This window comes from Geodermatophilus sp. URMC 65 (assembly GCF_053502545.1).
Genome location: NZ_CP199954.1, coordinates 5132710 through 5153179, shown reverse-complemented (window position 1 = coordinate 5153179; position 20470 = coordinate 5132710). Strand labels below are relative to the sequence as shown.

The window sequence follows — 20470 nt, the reverse complement described above, 5'->3', positions numbered from 1 at the left end:
GCGCTCGTGCTCACCGGGCGGGCAGTGGGAGCCGCAGGACGATCTCCCCGTCGTCGACCTGGCCGGTGGGCCGGAAGCCGAACCCCTGGTAGAAGGGCGATGGTCCGCCCTCGCCGGGCTCGTAGCTGGTCAGCAGCTCGGTGCCGCCGTCGGCGCGCACCAGGTCGACGAGCTGGGTCAGCACCGCTCGGCCGATCCCGCGACCCTGGTACCGCTTGTCGATGAGCAGCCGCCACAGGAAGTGGCGCCCTCGGTACGGGCCCTTCCGCGGCTTCCAGGAGAGCATCACGAAGCCGACCGGCTCCTCGCCGCAGTACACCGCGCGGAACCACGGGTTGGCCTCCGGCGACTCGGCGGCGTCCCGCAGGGAGCAGGACACCGAGGCGACGAACCGCTTCTGGCGACCTCGGACGCGCAGCGCGCGGACGGCCTCGCGGTTGTCGTCGGTGACCTCCCGCAGGTGCACGCCCGGGGACGTCGTGCCGCCCGCCTCCGTCCCGGCGGTCGACTCCTGCTCCACGGGAGCACCACCCCGGTCCGGTGCGGATCCGTCCGGCGCACCCGGCAGCCGGACCACGTCGGCGAGGACGCTCCCGTCGTCGGTCAGCCGGGCCGGGGACGGACTGTCGTAGACGACCAGCAGGCGCGGGCCGTCGGCGGGACCGAGCAGTCCGATGCCCTCGGCGTGGTCGCAGCCGTCGCCGTGGGGCAGGTCGAGCTCCCGCGTGAGCAGGTCGCCGCGGACCACCTGCGGCGTGTCCGCCTGCAGTGCGCCGTGCCAGCGGAAGACGTGCACCGGTCCGTCGAGATCCATCGTCGGCCCGGCCAGCACGAGCAGGTCGTCGCCGTGCGGGCAGAGGTCCCGGACCCCCAGGCCGCGCAGCCGGAGGACGTGCTTGCGGTACGCACGGCCGTCGTCGAGTGCGGCCAGGCGCAGCCGGTCGGGTGCGTCGGGGTCGACCTCGGGGCGCAGCTCCAGCACCACGGCCCAGCCGCGCAGCACCGGCCCGCGCAGGCCCAGGTACACCCGCGATCCGGCGACCGCGATGCCCTCGACGTCCAGCCCGTTGTCCTTGCCCGGCAGCGGCAGGAAGGGGCCGAGGTGCTCGTCGTCGGCCAGGACGTCCCGCAGGTCGGTGCCGTGGACGCCGAAGGACGCCGCGCGGTGCCGTACCCCGTCCTCCTCCAGTTCGGGCACGACGGTCGGCAGGCCGTCCACCACGCCGACCGGCAGTCGGAGGAGCACCTGGCGGTTGGGCTGGCCGGAGACGCGGGCCAGCCGGCGCAGGGCCTTCTCGCCGCTGTGCCCGGCCTTGATCTGCTTGCGGCGCAGGCTGTGCGACCCGACCGCCCACAGGAAGCAGCCGTGCCGGGCCAGGCCCTCGATGTCGGCTTCCTCGTCGTCCTCGGTGCCCGGCAGCGCCACGAGGTCGGCGAGCCGGACGCCGGTGTGCCGCCCGTATCGACGCGGTTCCCCGGGATCGTCGGCGACCAGCCGCTCGATCGTCGCGGTCTCGTCGCCGGCCACCCAGAGGACGGCGCCGTCGCTGCGGACGGCCGAGAGGTTGCTGTGGGTGCCGGCCGTCCGCGCCGCGTCCTCGAACTGCAGCTGGACCGTCCGCTCCACGGTCATGGCGTCAGCCTGGCACGGGAACGGCCTGGTGGGTCCCTGCCCGTCCCCGGCCGTCCGGTCAGCCCTCCGCTACGGTCCGCCACACCGCTCACCCACGCGGCCGGTCGCGCGCCGGGCGGGTCAGCACGCCTGGCGCAGGCCGATCAGGTTGCCGTCGCCGTCCCTGGCCAGGGCGACGAGGAGGCCGCCGCCGACGTCGGTGGGGTCCTGCACCGTCTCGGCGCCGGCCGCCAGGAGGGCGGCGAGGCTCTGTGCGACGTCGTCCACGTGCCAGTAGGCGACCGGGCCGGACTGCCCGTGCCGGTGGCCGTGCAGGTCCAGGCCGATAGTCTGGCCGTCGGCGTCGAACTGGGCGTAGTACGGCGCGTCCACCACCGGGTCGGCACCGAGCAGTGCGCCGAACAGTGCCTTCGCGCGGGCCAGGTCGGCCACGGGGTAGATGACGGTGCGGATCCCGGTCGTCATGATGTGCTCCTCGGATGGTCGGGTCGGGTCTCCCACCTCCCTGACACCCGCCGACCGGGGGATGTGACGACATGACGGGGGACGACGTCCTCGCCGCGCGGTTCGAGGCGCACCGCGACCGGCTGACCGCCGTGGCCTCCCGCCTGCTCGGCTCGCGCGCCGAGGCCGAGGACGCCGTCCAGGAGGCCTGGCTGCGGGTCAGCCGGGCCGGCACTGCTGAGGTGGTCGACCTCGGCGCCTGGCTGACGACCGTCGTGGCCCGGGTGGCGCTCAACCAGCTGCGCGCCCGGGCCTCCCGGCGTGAGGACCCCCTCGACGACGCACCGCCGGCCCGCCTGCACGCCGTCGCCGACCCCGCCGAGGAGGCGGCGCTCACCGACTCCGTCGGGCTGGCGCTGCTCGTCGTCCTCGACCAGCTCGCGCCCGCCGAGCGGCTGGCCTTCGTGCTGCACGACCTGTTCGACGTGCCCTTCGACGACATCGCGCCCATCGTCGACCGCTCCCCCGCCGCCGCCCGGCAGCTGGCCAGCCGGGCCCGGCGCCGCGTGCGCGGAGCCCAACTGCCCGACGCCACCGAGCGGCGCCGGGAGGTGGTCGCGGCCTTCCTCGACGCGTCCCGCAACGGGGAGTTCTCCGCCCTGCTCGAGCTCCTGCACCCGGAGGCGGTGCTGCGGTCCGACGCCGTGGCCACCCGGATGGGCAGCGCGGCCGAGGTGCGCGGGGCGACGGCGGTCGCCCGGTTCCTGTCCGGCCGGGCGCGGGCCGCGCGGCCGGTGCTCGTCGACGGCGTGCCGGGTGCCGTGTGGTCGCTGAGGGGGACGCCGCAGGTGGTCTTCGCCTTCACCGTCGAGGACGGCGTCGTGACCGCGATCGACCTGCTCGCCGCCCCGGAGACCCTGGCGGGCCTGGACCTGCAGCCCCTCGGGCAGCGGTAGCCGTCCACCGTCTGCCGCCGTTCCCACCTATCCGAACGTGAAGACGAACGCCTCGGCGCCGGGCTCGAGGAACGTGATCTCCAGCGTCCGGTCGCGGACCGCCTCGTGCTGGCGCACGAGCTGGTACAGGCGGCCGTCGCGGAGCACGCCGTCCCCGCCCTCGTCGACGTCCACGCCGTGTGACGGGCCCGGGACCTCCCCGTCGAGGAGCACGCGGAAGGGGATCGGCTCGCGCGTCCGGGAGGACAGCACGAGGTGCGCGTCGCGTGCGTGGAAGCGGTAGGCGATGCGCCCGGGGGCCCGGTGGAGCGCGATGTGCTCCCCGTGCACCGTCCACTCGCCACCGAGGCCCCAGTGGTCGGGGCGCAGGTCTCCGGGGAGCTCGTAGCTGCCCGGGCTGTCCGACGCTGCGCGGTCCGCCGACGCGAAGCGCTCGCCGCGCTGGTACCCGAGGTACGTCTCCCGCGACCGCAGGTGGTCCCAGTCGGCCTCCGCCTCCACGCCTTGCCCCTGCACCTCGACGAGCCCACGCTCGACCCCGAGCAGGCGCTGGATGACCCGCTCCGACCGCTCGTAGCGTCCCTCGCCGAAGTGGTGGTCGCGGATCACGCCGCCCGCGTCGACGAAGTAGAGCGCCGGCCAGTAGTGGTTGTCGAAGGCGCTCCAGATCGCGTAGTCGTTGTCGACCGCGACGGGGTGGTCGATCCCTCGTTCCTGCGTCGCCTGCCGCACGCGGTCGATCTCGTGCTCGAAGGAGAACTCCGGCGTGTGGACCCCGATGACGACCAGCCCGTCGTCCCGGTAGGCCTGCGACCACGCACGGACGTACGGCTCCGTGCGCAGCCAGTTGATGCACGTGAACGTCCAGAAGTCGACGAGGACGACGTGCCCGCGCAGCTCGTCGGGGCCGAGCGGCTCGGAGTTGATCCAGTCGGTCGCCCCGCCGAGCGAGGGCATGTGCAGACGGAGACGTTCGAACACGCTCATCGAGGAGGCCTCCGTTCGACCGACCAGGTGCGCAGTGGAGGGAACGGCACGGAGACTGGTCGCTCCCCCTGCCCGTCGCACCCGTCGACACCCCTGGTCCGGTCCCCGGTCGGCCGGGCACCGGTACACGTCCCCCGGTCAGCCGAGCCGACGTGCTCCCCGCCGTTCGCCCACTGGTCCAGGCCGGCAGGCAGCGGACCAGGGCCTTCCACGGGCGCGACGTCCCGCGGACGGCACGACGTTCGACGTGCCCGAGCGCACTCGTCAGGGAGGACGACGACCATGACCACGACGACCGAGCCGCCCGTCGACACCACGCAGGACGCCCGGACCGCCGCCGTCCGCCCCTTCCGGGTCGACGTGCCGCAGTCGGACCTCGACGACCTCCGCCGGCGCCTGGCAGCGACGCGATGGCCCGACAGGGAGACCGTGCCCGACCGGTCCCAGGGCGCGAAGCTGGCCGACCTGCAGCAGCTCGTCGAGTACTGGCACACGGAGTACGACTGGCGCAGGGGCGAGGCGCAGCTGAACGCCTGGCCGCAGTTCATGACGACCGTCGACGGGGTCGACGTCCACTTCCTCCACGTCCGCTCCCGGCACGAGGGCGCTGCCGCTGGTCATCTCCCACGGGTGGCCGGGCTCGGTCATCGAGCAGATCAAGGTCATCGCTCCGCTCACCGACCCGACGGCGCACGGCGGTCGGGCGGAGGACGCCTTCGACGTCGTCATCCCCTCCCTGCCGGGCTACGGGTTCTCGTCACGACCGACGGAGACCGGCTGGGACGTCGAACGGATCGGGCGTGCCTGGGACGTGCTGATGAAGCGCCTGGGGTACGAGCGCTACGTCTCGCAGGGCGGTGACTGGGGGGCCGGCGTCGTCGAGGCGATGGGACGGCAGGCGCCCGAGGGACTGCTCGGGATCCACACCAACCTGCCGGCGGTGTCCCGCCCGATGCCGCTGCGGCGATCGCCAGCGGCGGGCCGGCACCGGCGGGACTCTCCGAGGAGGAACAGGCGGCGTTCGACGACGTGCGGAGGTTCCTCGCGACCGGGGGCTGGGACTACTACCAGATGATGACCGCGCGACCGCAGGCGGTCGGCTATGGCCTCACGGACTCCCCCGCCGGGCTCGCCGGGTGGATGCTCGTGCACGGCGGGTTCGGGAAGTGGACGTACGGCAGGGACCCCGCGCAGACGCCGACCGTCGACGAGGTGCTGGACAACTTCTCCCTGCACTGGTTGACCAACACCGTGGCCTCCGGGGCGAGGCTGTACTGGGAGAACCGGGCACAGAGCCTGATCAGCGCGGCCGGGCAGAGGACCGACACGATCAGGATGCCCGTGGCCATCACGGTGTGTCCGGACGACGACCTCTTCCGGGCTCCCGAGACGTGGGCCCGGCGGGCGTTCCCCGACCTCGTCTACTTCCACGAGGCCGAGCGCGGCGGCCACTTCCCGGCGTGGGAGGAGCCGCAGGTCTTCGCCGAGGAGATGCGCGCCGCGTTCCGGTCCCTGCATTGATCCGGAGGGGGACGGTGGCACGCCCGTCCACCGTCCCCCCGTCCACGCGGGGAGGACCAGGGACTTCCACGGGCGCGAGGTGGCGACGAGGTCATCACGCTTGGCGGCCTCGTCGACACAGGAGGCACACGTGGCCACCACAACCGAGCGATCTGCAGCCGCCGCAGCGGTCCGCCCGTTCCGGATCGAGACACCCGAGAGCGCGCTGGTCGAGCTGCGCCGCCGCATCGCCGCGACGCGCTGGCCCACCCGAGAGCTGGTCGACGACCGGTCGCAGGGCGTGCAGCTGGCGACGATGCAGGAGCTCTGCCGCTACTGGGCGAACGACTACGACATGCACCGGATCGAGGCGCGGCTGAACGCGCTGCCACAGTTCACGACCCACATCGACGGGGTGGACATCCACTTCGTCCACGTCCGGTCACCGCACCGGGACGCACTTCCGCTGGTCGTGACGCACGGCTGGCCCGGCTCGGTCATCGAGCTGCTCGACTCCATCGGCCCGCTCACCGACCCGACCGCGTACGGCGGCCGCGCCCAGGACGCCTTCGACGTCGTGCTGCCCTCCCTGCCCGGCTACGGCTTCTCCGGGGAGCCGCGGGAGATCGGGTGGGACGTCGCCCGCGTCGGGCGCGCCTGGGCCGAGCTGATGCGTCGCCTCGGCTGTACCCGCTACGTCGCCCAGGGCGGTGACGTGGGCGCCGGCGTCACCGACGCGATGGGCCGCCAGGCCCCCGAGGGCCTGCTCGGCATCCACCTCAACCTGCTCGTGTCGGCGCTGGCCGGTCCCCAGCCCACGGACACCGAGCAGGAACGCGCGGCGGCCGACGCGGTCGAGACGTTCCGGACCAGCGGCTTCGCCTACTTCCTCGAGCAGGCCACCCGGCCGCAGACGATCGGCTACGCGCTGCTCGACTCACCCGCCGCCCTGGCCGCCTGGATGCTCGACCACGACACCGACGCCTACTACAAGATCTCCGGCGCCTTCGTCGACGGGCGGCCCACCGGCAACCTCACCCGCGACCACGTCCTCGACAACATCACGCTGTACTGGCTGACCGGCACCGGCGCCTCGGCGGCCCGGTCGTACTGGGACAGCTACGGACCCGACGCTCCCGCGGCCGCCGCCGCAGCGGCCGGCCGGGCTCCTGCGGCGGTGTCGGTCCCGACCGGCTTCACCACGTTCCCCGGCGAGATCTGGCGGGCCCCGCGGAGCTGGGTCGAGAGGGCGTATCCCGACCTCACCTACTTCAACGAGGTCGACCGCGGCGGCCACTTCGCCGCCTGGGAGGAGCCCGAGCTGTTCGCGACCGAGGTCCGGGCCGCGTTCCGCCCCCTGCGCGGACCCCAGGTCCCCGAACCGCGTCACTGATCACGGGCGCCGCGGCTCCAGGGACACCGGTGGTGTCCCTGGAGCCGCTCCGCGCAGCCGTCCACGTCCCCTGCACAGCGCAGGTCCCGCTGCACGCCGGCCGGTGTCCCGTGCTCGGGACCCGCACCGGTCACTGGTCGTCCGCGCACGTCGACGACGCGGTCGCGGCGGCGGTCGCCGCGGTCGGGTCCGACACCACCGGCGGCCGTCGAGGTCAAATGACACATGTGTGCCCGGATCGCCTCCCCTAGCGTGATGGCGCCGGGGAGTTCCCGCCCGGCTCCTGCGCCGGCCGGTCACCGCTCCCCCGGCTCCCGATGAGGAGGCGTGATGGCAGTCCCATCTCGTGGCGTCCGACCAAGAACCGCCCCTCCGTCACCCCCTGCTGATCTCCACGGGTTCCCGGCCGGCGTGCACCCGTCCACGAACCGTCTCCTCCCGGACCCCCTCCCGGTCGGCTGATCGACCGTCCGGCATCGGACCGGGAGGGCCGTGTCCGCCCGGCGGCCCGGCACGTGGTCGAGCACGGACCATCCGGCGCGCCCTCCGACGACCTCTGGCGGTGTAACCCATGTCCGGTACCAGATCGTGGCCAGGCCTGCTCGGACGCCGGATGGAGTGCGAGACGCTGAGCACCCTGGTGGCGGCGGCGAAGGCGGGCCGCAGCCAGGTCCTGGTGCTACGCGGCGAGACCGGGATCGGCAAGACCGCGTTGCTCGACGTCCTCCTCGACCGCGCAGCGGGGTGCCGAGTGGCCCGGGCGGCCGGTGTCGAGTCGGAGATGGAGCTCGCGTTCGCCGGCCTGCACCAGCTGTGCAGCCCCCACCTGGACCGGCTGGGCAAGTTGCCCGACCCCCAGCAGGAAGCGCTCGGCACCGCCTTCGGACTGCGGCCGGGCAGCACCCCGGACCGCTTCCTCGTGGGTGTGGCGGTGCTCGCCCTCCTGTCCGAGGTGGCCGAGGAGCGACCGCTGGTCTGCGTCGTGGACGACGCCCAGTGGCTGGACCGGGCGTCCGCGCAGGCGCTGGAGTTCGTCGCCCGCCGCCTCGTGCACGAACGCGTGGCGATGGTCTTCGCCGTGCGCGCGTCCGACGAGGAGCCCCAGCTCAGCGGGCTCCCGGATCTCGTGGTGCGGGGCTTGGGCGCCGGCGATGCGGCGGCACTCCTGGAGTCATCGGTGACCGGCGTGCTCGATCCCCGGGTACGTGACCGCATCCTGGCCGAGAGCCACGGCAACCCGCTCGCTCTCCTCGAGCTGCCGCGAGGGCTCGCGCCGGCCGACCTGGCCTTCGGGGGCGAGACCGGCCACAGCGCGACACCCTTGGTCCAGCGGCTGGAACAGGGGTTCCTGCGCCAGGCGGCGCCCCTCCCGCCGCAGTCGCTCCGACTGCTGCTGACGGCGGCCGCCGAACCGGTCGGTGACGTCCAGCTGCTGTGGCGCGCCGCCGAGCGGCTCGGCATCGGGTCCGGGGCCGCGGCTGCGGCCGAGGCCTCGGGCCTGATCGAGCTGCGCGACCGGGTCCGGTTCCGGCACCCGCTGGTCCGCTCGGCGGTCTACCGGTCGGCCACACCGGCCGAACGGCGGGAGGTCCACCGAGCGCTCGCCGACGTCACCGACCCGGAGGTGGACCCCGACCGTCGGGCGTGGCACCGCTCCCGCGCCGCGGTCGGCCCGGACGAGGACACCGCCGCAGAACTGGAGCGTTCCGCCGGCCGCGCCTTCTCGCACGGCGGGCTGGCGGCGGCGGCCGCGTTCCTCGAACAGGCCGCAGCGCTGACGCCCGACCCGGCACGGCGGGCAGGGCGCTCCCTGGACGCCGCACAGGCCAAGGTGCACGCCGGGGCGCTCGACGACGCCTCGGCCCTCCTGGCCACGGCCGACGGAGGACCGCTCGGGGACGCCGGGCGGGCACGGGTCGACCTGCTCCGGGCGGAGATCTCCTTCGCGGCGAACCGTGGCAACGAGTCGCTGCCACTGCTGCTGCCCGCGGCCCGCCGACTGGAACCGCTCGATGCGCAGCTGTCCCGGGACACCTACCTGGACGCGCTCTCCGCCGCGCTGTTCGCCGGACGGCTGGCTGCCGGTCCGGGAGCGCGACAGGTCGCCGAGGCCGTGCGGGAGGCGCCCACGCCGGATGCCCCGCGCAAGGGGGACGCGCTCCTGGCCGGGCTCGCGGTGCTGTTCACCGACGGGTACGCGCCCGCGACGCCGCTCCTGCACCGGGCGGTGCGGGCGTTCGTCACCGAGGAGCTGACGCTGGACGAGGCGCTGCGTTCCGCCTGGCTCGCGGCCGCCACGGCGGCGTCCCTGTGGGACGACGGCAGCTGGGACGTCCTCACCCGTCGGCACCTGGACGTCACCCGCGACTCGGGAGCCCTCAGCGCCCTCCCCCTGGCCCTCCACACCCGTGCCGAGGTGCACCTCTTCACCGGCGACCTTGCCACCGCGGCGTCCCTGGTGGAGGAGGCCCGGTCCGTCACCGAGGTGACGAGGAGCAGTCTCGCGCCCTACGGGGAGGTCGGGCTGCTCGCCGTCCGGGGGGACGCCGCACAGGCCGAACCGCTGATCCAGCGCTGTCTGGAGGACGTCACCGCCCGGGGCGAAGGGGCCGGCGCCACCATGGTGCAGTGGGCCCGGGCCGTGCTGTGCAACGGCCTCGGCCGCTACGGGGACGCCCTGCGTGCGGCCTGCGAGGCGGCCGCGTCCCCCCTCGGACTCGGGCCACCCCAGTGGGCGCTCGCCGAACTCGTCGAGGCGGGCGTGCGGACCGGGGACACCGGGGCGGCGGCTGCTGCGCTGGAGCAGCTCTCGACCATGGCGCGGGCCAGCGGCACGGAGTGGGCGCTCGGGGTCGAGGCGGGCAGGCGCGCCCTGCTGAGCGGCGGTCGCACTGCCGAGGGGCTTCACCTGGAGGCCCTCGACCGACTCGGCCGCACCACCGTCCGCGTCGAGCTCGCCCGGGCTCGGCTGCTCTACGGCGAGTGGCTGCGGCGGGAGGGTCGCCGCGTCGACGCCCGCGCCCAGCTGCGCACCGCCCACGAGGCGTTCACCGCGATGGGCGTCGCCGCCTTCGCCGAGCGCGCGCGCCACGAGCTGCTGGCCACCGGGGAGACGGTGCGCAAGCGCACGGCGGAGACCACCGGGGAGCTCACCGCCCAGGAGGCCCACATCGCCAGGCTCGCCACACGAGGGCTCACCAACCGCGAGATCGGTGCCGAGCTGTACCTCAGCCCCCGGACGGTCGAGTGGCACCTCCGCAAGGTCTTCACCAAGCTCGGAGTCGCCACGCGCCGCGAGCTGCGGCGGTCCCTGCCGGACGGCGCCGCCACCGCCACCTAGCTGTACTGGTCGGACAGGTTGGTGCACCGCCTCCAGCCGAGGCTGATCTTGATGTGAGGAGGGACCTCCGGGTTCGGTGTGGGAGCTGCCAAGCACCCATCCAGACCCAGGAGGTCCCTCGTGGTTCACCGTAATGCGCCCTTGAGCGAGACCGGCCGGCTACGGCTGGCCCGCTGCATCGTCGATCACGGCTGGCCGATCGCCCGCGCCGCGGAGCGCTTCCAGGTGGCTCGGACGACGGCCAAGCGATGGGCGGATCGCTACCGTGACCTTGGACCGGCCGGCATGGTTGACCGGTCCAGCCGGCCGCATCACTCGCCGCGGCGTACGCCCCAGCCGGTGTTACGCAAGATCGTGCACATGCGCTGGAAGCAGCGACTCGGCCCGGTGGCGATCGCGGCCCGGGTCGGCCGGGCGCCCTCGACCGTGCACCGCATCCTGGTCGCCTGCCGGATCAACCGGCTCTGGCACGTCGACCGGCTCACCGGTGAACCGATCCGCCGCTACGAGATGACCCGCCCCGGCGAGCTGGTGCACGTCGACGTCAAGAAGCTGGGCAACATCCCCGATGGCGGCGGCTGGGCCAAGCTCGGCCGTGCGCAGGGCCAGGTGCACCGGCACGCACACCGCGACCCCGCCCGCCCCCGCAAGGTGCACGGCCGTCCCCACATCGGCTACTGCTACGTGCACTCGGCCATCGACGCCCACACCCGGCTGGCCTACAGCGAGGCCCTCGACGACGAGACTGCCGCCACGGCGCTGGCCTTCTGGGGGCGGGCCCGGACGTTCTTCGCCGGCCACGGCATCACCGTCGAGCGCGTGCTGACCGACAACGGCAGCCCCTATGTCAGTCACGCCTGGCGTGATGAACACCGCCGGCTGGACATCCGGCATTCACGGACCCGCGTCCGCCGACCCCGGACGAACGGAAAAGTCGAACGGCTCAACCGCACGCTGCTCGCCGAGTGGGCCTACAAGCGGCTCTACACCTCCGAGCCCGCGCGACGGGCGGCCCTGTCAGGCTGGCTGCACCACTACAACCACCACCGGCCACACACCGCCCTGGGCAATCTCCCGCCGATCAGCCGCTGCACCAACGTCTCCGGTCAGTACACCTAGCCGGCCCCGCGGTCCGTGGTCGCGACGGAGCCTCAGGTCGTGGCGAGCGGCGTCCGGGCGCGTCCGTCCCGCCCGTGGGAGGGCGACCAGTCGCCGGCGGTCCAGGCCGCACGCAGCCCCGGCGCGCTCAGGTCCCAGTCCGGGCGGATCTCGGCCGTCGCCGCGCGCAGGTCGTGCCAGAGGTCCTGGACCGACGGGCGACCCCAGAACCAGTAGCCGTTGTAGACCGAGTGGACGACCAGGCCGGGCTTGAGCACGAGCGTGTGCGGGATCATCGGGTCGTTCTCGGGGTCGGTGTACTCCTGGATGTCGAGGTCCTGCTGGACGATCCGCCCGGGGTCGGAGAGGAAGGTCCACCGGGCGCCGACGGACGCGCGGAACTCCTGCAGCGTGTGGTGGTCGTCGGTCGCGATCGTGACGACCTGGGTGTGGGCCACCGCGATCTCCGGCTGGAACGCCGCCAGCTCGAGGTGCTGCTGGTGCTCCTCCGGACAGTGGTGACCGCGCGCCAGCGTGAGGATCAGCGGGTCACGGCCCTGGAGCCGGCTGAGCGTGTGGACGGTCCCGGTGTGGTCGGGGAGCGCGTAGTCGGGGAAGACCCCGCCGGGGACGATGTCGGACCGCATGGCGTCACCGCCTCTCATCGGGCGCCGGGGACGGCGACTCCGGACGCCGCACCCGAGGGTGCGTCGCGGCGACGAGGTGTCGCACGTCCCCTCGTGTCCCGTCCGGTGACCGGACGCCTCCGCCGGCCGGCCTCCCGGTCCACCGTGGCGGCATCGAGCAGCCCCTCGCCCCAGGGAGATCCCCTGGTGCCTCCCTGGTCCGGCACACGCCCTCCGCCCCCAGCGCTCAGCCGACGACCGGGCAGCAGACCAGGGAGTCTCCCTGGGGCGACCCCGGGGGTGGCCGCGCCAGGGTGGTCGAGCCTGCCCCGTCGGGTGCCGGCTCCCCCGAGGACGAGGACCACCGATGGACGTCACGAGGCTGACCGAGCTCCTGCGGGAGGCCGAGGAGCACCACGGCCGGTACGAGCCGACCGCACCGCCGCACCACTGGTCGGACTGGTACGCCGCCTACGTCATCGCGCGCGAGCGGGGCCGGACCGAGGACCTGGCCGTCGCCGACGCCACTCGGCACACGGAGTCGGTGCCGCGGTGACCACCGACCACGACGTCATCGTCCTCGGGGGCGGCTCGCCCGGGGAGCACTGCGCCGGCGCCCTCGCCGACGGCGGGCTGCGCGTCGCGCTCGTCGAGCGCGACCTCGTCGGCGGTGAGTGCTCGTACTGGGCCTGCATCCCGTCCAAGACGCTCCTCCGCCCCGGCGAGGCGGTGCACGGCGCGCGCGAGGCGGCGGCCACCGCGCAGGTCGACGTCCAGGCCGCGCTCGCCTGGCGGGACTCCATGGTCTCGGGCTACTCCGATGCCGGCCAGGAGCGCTGGCTGTCCGACAAGGGCATCCGGTTGCTGCGCGGCACGGGCCGGCTCGCCGGGCCGGGGGCGGTCGAGGTCGACGGGGTCCGGCACACGGCCGGGCACGTCGTCATCGCGACCGGCTCGGACCCCGTCATCCCCCCGGTCCCGGGACTCCGGGAGATCGACGACCTCTGGACCAGCCGGGAGGCGACCGCCATGGCGGCCGTCCCCCGCCGGATGCTCGTCCTCGGCGGCGGCCCGGTGGGCGTGGAGACGGCCCAGGCCGTCCGGCGCCTGGGTGGCGGGGCTGTGGTCGTGGAGATGAGGGACCACCTGCTCCCCCGCGAGGCCGCGCCGCTGGGAACCGCACTCGGCGAGGCACTGCGTCGCGACGGCGTCGAGCTGGAGCTCGGTCGCACCGCCCGGAGCGTGCGACGCGACGGCGCCGACGTCGTCCTCCACCTGGACGACGGCCGTGAGCTGCGCGGCGACCGCCTGCTCGTCGCCACCGGCCGCAGGCCGCGGGTCGCGGATCTCGGCCTGGAGACGGTCGGGGTGCGGGCGGATGCCCGTGGCATCCCGGTGGACAGCCACCTGCGCGCCGGCGACGGGCTGTGGGCGATCGGCGACGTCACCGGCATCTGGCCCCTGACGCACGTCGGCAAGTACCAGGGCAGGATCGTCGCGGCCAACATCCTGGGCCGACCGCGCGAGGCGCACTACGAGGCCGTCCCCCGCGTCGTGTTCACCGATCCGCAGGCCGCTGCCGTCGGTGCCGCGGAGGCACCGTTGCGCGCCACGGCTGCGCTGTCGGGCGTCGCCAAGACGGCGGTCCACACCCGCGCGTACGCCGAGAGCAACGGTTTCCTGACCCTGCTCAGCGACGGTCGGCGACTGACCGGCGCCTACGCGCTCGGTCCCGAGGCAGGCGAGTGGCTCCAGCAGGCCACGGTGGCGATCCGCGGCGGGGTGCCGCTGGAGGTCCTGGTCGACACCATCCAGCCGTTCCCCACCTTCTCCGAGATCCACCTCTCGGCGCTGCAGTCGCTGCTCGCCGAGGTCACGGCGGAGCGGCCCCTCGAGGCGGCGTCGCCGTGAACGACCCGTCCGGGCCGCGGAGGAGGACCACGACGACCACCCCGTCGGTCGTGGTGGTGGGCGGCGGGTTCGCCGGCTTCTACGCCGCCCGCACGCTGGAGCGCCTGCTGCCCGCGGAGGCCGCCGAGCTGACGCTGGTCAGCGCCACCGACCACCTCTGCTACAGCCCTCTCCTGCCCGAGGTGGCCGCCGGACGACTGGACCCGCGACGCATCGCCGTCCCCCTGCACGCCCGGCTGCGCCGCACCCGCATCCTGCAGGCGACGGTCGAGATGGTCGACTTCGACCGGCGGACGCTGACCCTGGCCGCCGCCGGGTGTCCCCTGGCCCCGGTCGCCTGGGACCGGCTGACGCTGACCACCGGCAGCGTCACCCGCGTGCTGCCCACGCCCGGGGTGGCCACGCACGGACTGGGGCTCAAGACCCTGGTGGAGGCGCAGTACGTGCACGACCACGTGCTGCGCCAGATGGAGCTGGCCGACGCCACCCACGACCGGGAGGAGCGCCGGGCCCGGTTGACCTTCGTGGTCGTCGGCGCCGGCTACACGGGCACGGAGACCGCCGCGCAGCTGCAGCACATGACCACCTCGCAGCTGGACCGGTTCCCCCGGCTCTCCCCGGACGACCTGCAGTGGGTGCTCCTGGACCTGGCCCCGCGGGTGCTGCCCGAGCTCGGCCCGCGGCTCGGCCGCGCCGCCATGCGGGTCATCCGCCGCCGGGGCATGGACGTCCGGCTCGGCACGACGGTGTCGGAGGTGACCGACGACGGGATCCTCCTCTCCGACGGCACCCGGCTGGCGACCCGGACCGTCCTGTGGACCGTCGGGGTGACCCCGCCGGCCCTGGTGGAGCGCCTCGGCCTGCCCGTGGCGCGGGGCCGGCTCGTCGTCGACGAGCAGCTCCGGCTCCGCGACGGGGTCTGGGCCGCCGGCGACACCGCCGCCGCCCGGGACCCCTTCAGCGAGACGGGCACGGACTACCCGCCCACCGCGCAGCACGCCCAGCGGCAGGGCGTGACCATCGGCCGCAACATCGCCGCGGACCTGGGCTTCGGCCGGCCGCGTCCCTACCGGCGCCGGGACCTCGGGTTGGTGGCCGACCTCGGCGGCGCGGCGGCCGTCGCGCGGCCGCTCGGCCTCCCGCTGACCGGGCTGACGGCCAAGGTCACGACGAAGGGCTACCACCTCTACGCCCTCCCGGCAGCGGCGAACCGGCTGCGGGTCGCCACCGACTGGGCGGTGAACCTGGTCAGCCGGCCGATCGCCGCGCAGCTCGGTCTGGTCGACCCGGCCGCCGGTCGACTGGCCGGGGAACAGGGCGTGCCGTCCGTCACGGCTGATCGTCGTCCCCCCGGACCGGACGGTGCTCGCGCCGGGACGGCGGCCCGCGCGAGCGCCTCGCCGCCGTGACGCCCACACGTGGACGGGCGGCCCTCGGCGCCGTGCCGGTGACCGCACCGGCCGTCACACCCCAGATTGAGGAGGTCCGCTCGTGGACGTGAAGCTCGAGGTCGTCGTCCTGCCCGTGTCCGACGTCGACCGCGCCAAGCAGTTCTACAAGGGGCTCGGGTGGCGCGAGGACGCCGACATCGTCAGCGGCGCCGACTTCCGCATCGTGCAGCTCACCCCGCCCGGGTCGTCCTGCTCGATCGCCTTCGGCACCGGTGTGACGACGGTGCCGCCGGGATCGCAGCAGGGGCTGCTGCTCGTCACGGAGGACATCGAGGCCACGCGCGCCGAGTACGTCGAGCGCGGCGCCCCGGTGAGCGAGGTCTTCCACGGCCCGGCCGGGCGGTTCCACCCGGACGACCCTGGTGTCCGGTTGCCCGGGCGGGACCCCGAGGGTCGGAGCTACCAGTCGCACGCCGTGTTCAGCGACCCGGACGGCAACGGCTGGGTGCTCCAGGAGATCACGACCCGGCTGCCGGGCCGCTGACGCCGCGGCGGTGGAGGCCGCTCCTCCCGACCGCCCACCGGGGAGGGACCAGCGGACCAGTGGACCGGTGGAGACCAGGGACGGACCAGGGACCACGACGGGCGCGCGGCGCTCAGGGCACCGCCAGGCTCCCTGCTGACACCGACCACGGAGGCCGCAGACCACGTCGCCACGGAGCAGGACCGGACCTCGTCACGACCGAGGTACGGGCCGAGTTCCGGTCACTGCGCGAGAGAGGGACGTCATGACCAGCACCGTCGAGACCGCCACCGGGATCCGCCCCTTCCACGTGGACATCCCCGAGGAGAAGCTCACCGACCTGCGACGGCGCATCGCCGCGACGCAGTGGCCGGAGGAGGAGACCGTCGCGGACCAGTCGCAGGGCGTGCCGCTCGCCATGGTGCAGGAGCTGGCCCGCCACTGGGCCACGGACTACGACTGGCGCGCCTGCGAGGCGAGGCTCAACGCGCTGCCGCAGTTCACCACCGACATCGACGGCCTGGAGATCCACTTCATCCACGCCCGGTCCCAGCACGAGGACGCGCTGCCGATCGTCGTCAACCACGGGTGGCCCGGCTCGGTGATCGAGCAGCTCAAGATCATCGACCGGCTCACCGACCCGACGGCACACGGCGGGAGCGCCGCGGACGCCTTCCACGTGGTGGTCCCGTCCATGCCCGGCTACGGGTTCTCGGGCAAGCCCACGAGCACCGGCTGGGGCCCGGAGCGCATGGCCCGGGCCTGGGCGGAACTGATGGGACGGCTGGGCTACACCCGCTACGTCGCCCAGGGCGGCGACTGGGGTGCCTTCGTCGTCGACCAGATGGGACTGCAGGCGCCCGAGGGGCTGCTCGCCGTCCACACCAACATGCCGGCCACCGTGCCCGCCGACGTCAACGACGCCGCGCTGGCGGGTCAGCCGCCGCCCGCCGGGCTCTCCGCCGAGGAGCGGCGCGCCTACGAGCAGCTGATCCGGACGTTCGGGCAGGTGGAGTACGCCCGGTACATGGCCGCGCGCCCGCAGACCCTGTACGGCATCGCGGACTCACCCGTCGGCCTGGCCGCCTGGCTGCTCGACCACAACGACGCCGACGGCCAGCCGGCCGCGGCGGTCGTCGCGGCTCTGGACCGGCACGCCAGCGCCACCGGTGAGCTGACGCGGGACGAGGTGCTCGACAACATCACGCTCTACTGGCTGACCAACACCGGGGTCTCCGCGTCCCGCCTCTACTGGGAGTACCGGGGCGGCTTCTTCGACGCCAAGGGCGTCACGATCCCGGTGGCCGTGACCGTCTTCCCGGGTGAGCAGTACGAGGCTCCGCGCAGCTGGACGGAGCGGGCCTACCCCAACCTGATCCACTACAACCGGGCCGACCGGGGCGGCCACTTCGCCGCCTGGGAGCAGCCGCAGCTCTTCGCCGAGGAACTGCGCGCCGCGTTCCGGTCGGTCCGCTGACCGTCCCCGGGCCATGGCATCCCACGACCGCCTGGTCGACGTCGCCCGCCGTCTCGGGCAGCGGTTGTCCCACGACGCCGTCCGGGCCGAGGACCGCGGGGCGGCCGACGGCGAGGACGCCCTCTGGCCGGCAGAGGACGGGTTCTCCCTCGCCGGAGCCACGGACTGGCTCAACTCCCCGCCGCTCACCGGCGCGGACCTCCGCGGTCGCGTGGTGCTGGTCGACTTCCGGACCTACACCTGCATCAACTGGCTCCGGTCGCTGCCCCACGTCCGGGCGTGGGAGGAGGCCTACCGCGACTCCGGGCTGGTCGTGGTCGGCGTGCACTCACCGGAGTTCTCCTTCGAGCACGACGTGGACAACGTCCGCCGGGCCATGCGGAACCGGTCCATCGGCCACCCCGTGGCGATCGACGACCACTTCGCGGTCTGGCGCTCCTTCCACAACCACTTCTGGCCGGCCCGCTACCTGGTCGACGCCGGAGGACGCCTCCGCCACCACAGCTTCGGCGAGGGCGGCTACGAGGAGGACGAGACGGTCCTCCGGCAGCTCCTCGCCGAGGCCGGGGCCGGCGACCTCGGCCCCGAACCGGCGCCGGTCGACGCCCGCGGCATCGAGGCCCCCGCCGACTGGGACACGCTCCGCTCCGCGGAGATCCACCTCGGCTACGACCGCACCTCCGGGTTCGCCTCCTCCCCCGACGTCGTGCCGGACCAGCCGCACGCCTACACCGCGGCCGAGCGGCTGCGCCTCGGGCACTGGTCCCTCGCCGGCAGCTGGACGGTCGGCAGCGAGTCGTCGTCCTCGCACGAGCCCGGCGGACGCCTCACGTGCCGCTTCCACGCCCGGGACCTCCACCTGGTCGTGGCGCCACCGGCTCCCGGGGCGACGGTGCGCTTCCGCGTGCAGCTCGACGGCCGGGCCCCGGACGCCGACCACGGCCTCGACGTCGACAGCACCGGTCAGGGCACGGTCACCGAACCCCGTCTGTACCAGCTCGTCCGTCGACGCGGCCGGGTCACCGGCGGGACCTTCGAGGTCGAGTTCCTCGACCCCGGCGTCGCGGTCCACGCCCTCACCTTCGGATAGCCCGCACGGGCCCCGTCGTGCCTGCGGCGCCCGCGCACCTCCCGTGCCGGTCGCGCCGGTGGCCGCGCGCGGTCAGCGCACCGGGGCGGCAGCGTTCTCGGGAGGCAGTCCCGGTGCGCGGTCGGTGCCGGGCGTCTCGCCGCGGGCGACGGCGGCCGGTGCCGTGTCCCGGGTGACACCTGCGGCGGCGTACGCCTCGTCCTCGTCCAACGTCTCCCGTTGCAGCAGGGTGTGGGCGAGCCGGTCGAGCCGCTCGCGGTTGCTCCGCAACGTCTCCACCGCTTCGGCGTAGCAGCCGTCGACCAGCCGCCGGACCTCGGTGTCCACGAGTTCCCTGGTCGCCGGCGCGACGCCGTCCAGGCCGAAGGGCTGCTCCTGGCCGGGCGGCGGCAGGACGGTGACCGGTCCCACCACGGGCGACATGCCCCAGCGGCCGACCATCCGGCGAGCGAGCTGGGTGGCCTGGTCCAGGTCGCTCTCGGCCCCGGTCGTGGCCTCGCCGTAGACGACGTCCTCGGCCGCGCGGCCGCCGAGCGCCCCGACGATGCGGCCCCGCAGGTACCTGGCCGTGTAGCCGTACCGGTCGGCCTGCGGCGTCTGCACGGTCACGCCGAGCGCCTGCCCCCGCGGGATGATCGTCACCCGGCGCACCGGATCGGCTCCCGGGGTGAGCATGCCGAGCAGCGCGTGGCCGGACTCGTGGTAGGCGGTGCTCAGCTTCTCCTCCGGGGAGAGCACGATGCCGCGCACCGTGCCCAGGAGGGCCTTCTCGAGCGCCTCGCCGAAGTCGGCGGGGGTGACCTGCTCGCGCCGGTGGCCGGCGGCCGCCAGCGCAGCCTCGTTGACGAGGTTGGCCAGGTCCGCCCCCACCATGCCCGGCGTCGCGGCGGCCACCGCGGCGAGGTCCACGTCGGGTGCCAGCGGCACGTGCCGCGTGTGCACCCGCAGGATCTCCAGCCGCCCGCTCAGGTCCGGTGGGCCCACGCTCACCCGGCGGTCGAACCGTCCCGGCCGCAGCAGGGCCGGGTCCAGGACCTCCGGGCGGTTGGTCGCGGCCAGCACGACGACGCCCTCGTTGCCCTGGAACCCGTCCATCTCGGTGAGGATCTGGTTGAGCGTCTGTTCCCGCTCGTCGACCCCGCCGGCCGAGAAGGCACCACCACGCGCCCGGCCGATCGCGTCGAGCTCGTCGATGAAGACGATCGACGGCGCCACCTGCTTGGCCTGGTCGAACAGGTCGCGCACCCGGCTGGCGCCGACCCCCACGATCGCCTCGATGAACTCGGACGCGGAGATCGAGAAGAACGGCACCCCGGCCTCCCCGGCCACGGCCCGGGCCAGCAGCGTCTTGCCCGTTCCCGGCGGACCGGAGAGCAGCACACCCCGGGGTATCCGCGCCCCGAGCCGGCTGTAGCGCTGCGGGTCGCCGAGGAAGTCGACGATCTCCATGACCTCGTTCTCGACCTCGTCGATGCCGGCGACGTCGGCGAACGTCGTCCGCGGCCCGGCGTCCGGCCGGTAGAGGGTCGCCCGGGACCGGCCGAACCCGCCCAGACCGCTCAGGCCGGAGGCGCTGCGCCGCGCGAACCACAGGAGCAGGCCGACGAGCAGCACGGTGGGACCGAAGCCGAGGAGCACCCGCGTCCACAGCGGAGCGGCGGCGTCCGGGGGGTCGGCGTTGACCGTGACGCCCTTGGCCTCCAGCGTCCCCAACAGGTCGTCCGTGGCGAACGACGGGCGCTGCGTGGTGAACAGGTCGACCCGGGCCGCGTCCTCCGACCCGGGCGGGTACTCCGCCGCCTTCCTGAACTCACCCTGGATGGTGTCCGCCGTCGACGTGACCGTCTCCACGTTGCCCGCGTCCAGCTGGTCCGTGAAGAAGGTGTAGGAGACGTCGGACCGCGACGGCGGCCCCATGACGACCGACATGACGATCCAGTTGATCACCAGGAAGCCGATCACCAGCCACCAGAAGCCACCTCGGCGCGGTCGCTGCTCCGGCGTACGAGAGGAGGGGTCGTCCGGCATGCCCTCCACCCGCCACGGGCCCGGGCTGCGGGACCCGTTCCCGGGTCGGCCCCGCAGCCGGTCCCAGAGGCCC

The 20470-nt window shown here is 74.2% G+C and carries 17 protein-coding genes and 1 pseudogene; 13 read left to right on the top strand and 5 right to left on the bottom strand.

Annotation, left to right across the window (positions count from 1 at the left end):
* Positions 1 to 10 precede the first annotated feature (10 nt).
* Both ACWIX7_RS24920 and ACWIX7_RS24915 read right to left on the bottom strand, forming a co-directional pair.
* Complete coding sequence (locus tag ACWIX7_RS24920; protein WP_448619082.1) at positions 11 to 1633, bottom strand: GNAT family N-acetyltransferase; 1623 nt, start codon at positions 1631 to 1633, stop codon at positions 11 to 13.
* A 120-nt stretch (positions 1634 to 1753) separates the two neighbouring features.
* The gene (locus ACWIX7_RS24915; RefSeq protein WP_448619081.1) at positions 1754 to 2098 is read right to left on the bottom strand and encodes a VOC family protein; all 345 of its coding nucleotides are present in this window, start codon (positions 2096 to 2098) and stop codon (positions 1754 to 1756) included.
* Positions 2099 to 2169: 71 nt separating this feature from the next.
* Between ACWIX7_RS24915 and ACWIX7_RS24910 the strand changes: the two genes are divergently transcribed.
* Positions 2170 to 3033 carry a sigma-70 family RNA polymerase sigma factor gene (locus ACWIX7_RS24910; RefSeq protein WP_448619080.1) on the top strand — a complete coding sequence of 288 codons (864 nt, stop codon included), beginning with the start codon at positions 2170 to 2172 and terminating at the stop codon, positions 3031 to 3033.
* 27 nt (positions 3034 to 3060) lie between these two features.
* On the opposite strand, the gene ACWIX7_RS24905 is transcribed toward ACWIX7_RS24910, so the two are convergent.
* Entirely contained in the window at positions 3061 to 4020 is a 960-nt protein-coding gene (locus ACWIX7_RS24905; protein WP_448619079.1) for a thioredoxin, read from the bottom strand.
* Between the two features lie 282 nt (positions 4021 to 4302).
* Here ACWIX7_RS24905 and ACWIX7_RS24900 point away from each other — a divergent pair.
* The 6 genes and pseudogenes from ACWIX7_RS24900 to ACWIX7_RS24875 form a co-directional block, all read left to right on the top strand.
* Positions 4303 to 4569 (top strand): annotated as a pseudogene (locus tag ACWIX7_RS24900) (epoxide hydrolase N-terminal domain-containing protein); the annotation flags it as partial.
* 58 nt (positions 4570 to 4627) lie between these two features.
* Positions 4628 to 5095, top strand: coding sequence for an alpha/beta fold hydrolase (locus tag ACWIX7_RS24895; protein WP_448622188.1), 468 nt, complete (start codon positions 4628 to 4630; stop codon positions 5093 to 5095).
* Complete coding sequence (locus tag ACWIX7_RS24890; RefSeq protein ID WP_448619078.1) at positions 5050 to 5541, top strand: alpha/beta fold hydrolase; 492 nt, start codon at positions 5050 to 5052, stop codon at positions 5539 to 5541. The genes ACWIX7_RS24895 and ACWIX7_RS24890 overlap by 46 nt, the downstream gene beginning before the upstream one ends.
* Before the next feature lie 130 nt (positions 5542 to 5671).
* On the top strand, positions 5672 to 6913 hold the full coding sequence (locus ACWIX7_RS24885) for an epoxide hydrolase family protein (RefSeq protein ID WP_448619077.1): 1242 nt from the start codon (positions 5672 to 5674) through the stop codon (positions 6911 to 6913).
* A gap of 571 nt (positions 6914 to 7484) precedes the next feature.
* A complete protein-coding gene (locus ACWIX7_RS24880; protein ID WP_448619076.1) occupies positions 7485 to 10253 on the top strand; it encodes an ATP-binding protein in 2769 nt (922 codons plus the stop codon).
* Positions 10254 to 10373: 120 nt separating this feature from the next.
* On the top strand, positions 10374 to 11372 hold the full coding sequence (locus ACWIX7_RS24875; protein ID WP_448619075.1) for an IS481 family transposase: 999 nt from the start codon (positions 10374 to 10376) through the stop codon (positions 11370 to 11372).
* 32 nt (positions 11373 to 11404) lie between these two features.
* Here the strand turns inward: ACWIX7_RS24875 and ACWIX7_RS24870 are convergent, their stop codons facing one another.
* Positions 11405 to 11998 carry a peroxiredoxin family protein gene (locus ACWIX7_RS24870; RefSeq protein WP_448619074.1) on the bottom strand — a complete coding sequence of 198 codons (594 nt, stop codon included), beginning with the start codon at positions 11996 to 11998 and terminating at the stop codon, positions 11405 to 11407.
* A gap of 346 nt (positions 11999 to 12344) precedes the next feature.
* Between ACWIX7_RS24870 and ACWIX7_RS24865 the strand changes: the two genes are divergently transcribed.
* The 6 genes from ACWIX7_RS24865 (at position 12345) to ACWIX7_RS24840 (ending at position 18369) form a co-directional block, all read left to right on the top strand.
* The gene (locus tag ACWIX7_RS24865) at positions 12345 to 12533 is read left to right on the top strand and encodes a hypothetical protein (protein WP_448619073.1); all 189 of its coding nucleotides are present in this window, start codon (positions 12345 to 12347) and stop codon (positions 12531 to 12533) included.
* Complete coding sequence (locus tag ACWIX7_RS24860; RefSeq protein WP_448619072.1) at positions 12530 to 13888, top strand: dihydrolipoyl dehydrogenase family protein; 1359 nt, start codon at positions 12530 to 12532, stop codon at positions 13886 to 13888. Before ACWIX7_RS24865 ends, ACWIX7_RS24860 begins: the two co-directional genes overlap by 4 nt.
* Positions 13885 to 15297 carry an NAD(P)/FAD-dependent oxidoreductase gene (locus tag ACWIX7_RS24855; RefSeq protein ID WP_448619071.1) on the top strand — a complete coding sequence of 471 codons (1413 nt, stop codon included), beginning with the start codon at positions 13885 to 13887 and terminating at the stop codon, positions 15295 to 15297. The genes ACWIX7_RS24860 and ACWIX7_RS24855 overlap by 4 nt, the downstream gene beginning before the upstream one ends.
* A gap of 82 nt (positions 15298 to 15379) precedes the next feature.
* A complete protein-coding gene (locus tag ACWIX7_RS24850) occupies positions 15380 to 15823 on the top strand; it encodes a VOC family protein (RefSeq protein ID WP_448619070.1) in 444 nt (147 codons plus the stop codon).
* 244 nt (positions 15824 to 16067) lie between these two features.
* The gene (locus ACWIX7_RS24845; protein ID WP_448619069.1) at positions 16068 to 17279 is read left to right on the top strand and encodes an epoxide hydrolase family protein; all 1212 of its coding nucleotides are present in this window, start codon (positions 16068 to 16070) and stop codon (positions 17277 to 17279) included.
* Positions 17280 to 17292: 13 nt separating this feature from the next.
* A complete protein-coding gene (locus ACWIX7_RS24840) occupies positions 17293 to 18369 on the top strand; it encodes a thioredoxin (protein WP_448619068.1) in 1077 nt (358 codons plus the stop codon).
* A 72-nt stretch (positions 18370 to 18441) separates the two neighbouring features.
* Here ACWIX7_RS24840 and ftsH read toward each other — a convergent pair whose 3' ends face one another.
* On the bottom strand, positions 18442 to 20397 hold the full coding sequence (gene ftsH / locus ACWIX7_RS24835; protein ID WP_448619067.1) for an ATP-dependent zinc metalloprotease FtsH: 1956 nt from the start codon (positions 20395 to 20397) through the stop codon (positions 18442 to 18444).
* Positions 20398 to 20470 lie beyond the last annotated feature (73 nt).